The organism is Mesorhizobium sp. M7A.F.Ca.AU.002.02.1.1 (assembly GCF_003998535.1).
Lineage (GTDB): Bacteria > Pseudomonadota > Alphaproteobacteria > Rhizobiales > Rhizobiaceae > Mesorhizobium > Mesorhizobium ciceri.
Window position 1 is genome coordinate 1 of sequence record NZ_RZPB01000995.1, and the last position, 1,858, is coordinate 1,858.

3 protein-coding genes are annotated in these 1,858 nt (G+C 64.0%); 1 reads left to right on the forward strand and 2 read right to left on the reverse strand.

Annotation, left to right across the window (positions count from 1 at the left end):
* Nucleotides 1-147: 147 nt before the first annotated feature.
* Nucleotides 148-783 (reverse strand): hypothetical protein, encoded by a 636-nt coding sequence (locus tag EN879_RS34195; RefSeq protein ID WP_244514290.1) that lies wholly within the window; start codon nt 781-783, stop codon nt 148-150.
* Between the two features lie 77 nt (nt 784-860).
* Here EN879_RS34195 and EN879_RS34200 point away from each other — a divergent pair, with 77 nt between their 5' ends.
* Nucleotides 861-1,094, forward strand: coding sequence for a DUF2093 domain-containing protein (locus EN879_RS34200; protein WP_013532341.1), 234 nt, complete (start codon nt 861-863; stop codon nt 1,092-1,094).
* On the opposite strand, the gene lpxK is transcribed toward EN879_RS34200, so the two are convergent.
* Nucleotides 1,091-1,858: tetraacyldisaccharide 4'-kinase (gene lpxK, locus EN879_RS34205; RefSeq protein ID WP_348631519.1), on the reverse strand; the 768-nt coding region annotated here is incomplete at its 5' end. The two genes, EN879_RS34200 and lpxK, sit on opposite strands and share 4 nt — an antisense overlap.

Genomic DNA, 1,858 nt, shown 5'->3' on the forward strand with positions numbered 1-1,858 from the left:
CCGATGGGGCGGCCGCGTCCCGCCGCCGCCGACCTCGCCCGCCGCATCGCGGCAGAGGCCGGGCTGGCCCAGGACAAGATCGAGGCGTTTATCGAAGCCGAGCGATAGGCCTTCCGGACCTATATGGAAAACCGGCCGATTCGAAGCTCAGCGAAGCAACAACAAAACGAACCCAAGGATCACCGCTCCCAGCAAACCGGCCATTATCGAAACAAAGCCAATTTTCACCAGCAACTGCTCAGGGTGCGGCACCGCACCATGGGATTGATTGGCCGGCCTGTGCCTGCCCGCCGGCGTACCCAGGGCGGCAGCGTTGCGCGGGACTGGAGCCTGCGGCGGGATAAGCGACAGCAATGACAGCCCCGCAACCCTGGCGGAGGCATTGTCATTGGCGGTTGTCGAAGGCGGCAAGAAGGCTCGCAGCGTTTCGGCTTCGGGTTTTGCCTTTCTCGCCACGACTGTTGCCAACGCCGCCTCTTCGCCCGTCTCAAGCTGGGCAAGATAGGCATCGACGATGCCGGCGGATGCGATCTGCTGCGATTTGACGGCCATCGGCGCCGCCGGCAAAATCAACAGCGCCGGCGCTGTCTGCTGCGCGAGCAGAGACGGCGCCGGCGGTTGGACCAGCGCCTTGACCAGTGCCGTCATCACTGGATCAGCCTGCCCCGAGGGCACGGCTTGCGGCGTCATCACTTCCCTAAGCAGGGCGGGAAGACGAGTGGAGGAAACGTCCATTGCGGCCCACCAACTACATTTTTCCGCTTCACAATAAGCGTTCAGCATTGTCTCAGGCTTGTCTCATGCTTGACCTCGCCGGGAATTTATGGCGATGAAATTCTCATGAACCCTGGCGTCCCCGCATGATGAACCGTTTCGAAGGCCCCGGCGGCAAGGAAGCCCGCATCCGCTACCTGGATGGCGACTTCCAGGTTACCAGCCCCGGCGCGTTCGTGCGCTGCGCGGTGACAGGCGAAAGCATTCCGCTCGACGAGTTGAAGTACTGGAGCGTCGCAAGGCAAGAGCCCTATATCAGCGCCACCGCCTCGCTGCGCCGTGAAATCGAGATGCATCCGGAGCTGCGTAAGCGCAGTTAACCCTTCAGCTTGCGCTGGCGCCAGGCATCGAGCGTCTCGTCGATGATGCGCTCGGGAACGTGATCGAGTTCGAAGACCGTGTCGATCTCCAGCACCTCGAGCCGGTCGAGAAAGTCCTGTGACGCGCCGTGGCGCAGCCGGGCGGCGTCCTTGGCGGTGGTGATGAGCACCAGCCCCTCAGTGCGTGCGGTCGCCGCCAGCTCGGCAAGTTCGTCCTCCGCATAGAAATGATGGTCCGGAAACGGCCGCGTCAATGCCAGTTCGCCGCCGGCCTCGCGCACCGTGTCGAAGAATTTCTCGGGATGGCCGATACCGGCGAAGGCGAGGAACCGCTTGCCGGCAAGCCCTGCCTTGCCGCTTGGCTCTGTATGGGCCTCGAAGATCGCCCGGCCGGCGCGTGCCGCCTGGCGGACCACGCTGTCGGCGGCAGTGCCCTCGCCCATTTTCAACAACCCGCTGGTGAAAACCAGCTGGTCGACGATTTTGGCCCTGAGCGGCCCCCCCGGAATGACGCGGCCGTTGCCGATCCCGTAGCGCGCATCGACCACGACCAGCGCATAGTCGATGTGGATGCGGGCGCTCTGGAAGCCATCGTCCATGATCAGGAAATCGCAGCCATTCCGTTCCAGCAGCAGCCGGGCGCCGGCCGGGCGATCTTCGAGGCCCATACAGAGCCAAGCGGCAAGGCAGGGCTTGCCGGCAAGCGGTTCCTCGCCTTCGCCGGTATCGGCCATCCCGAGAAATTCTTCGACACGGTGCGCGAG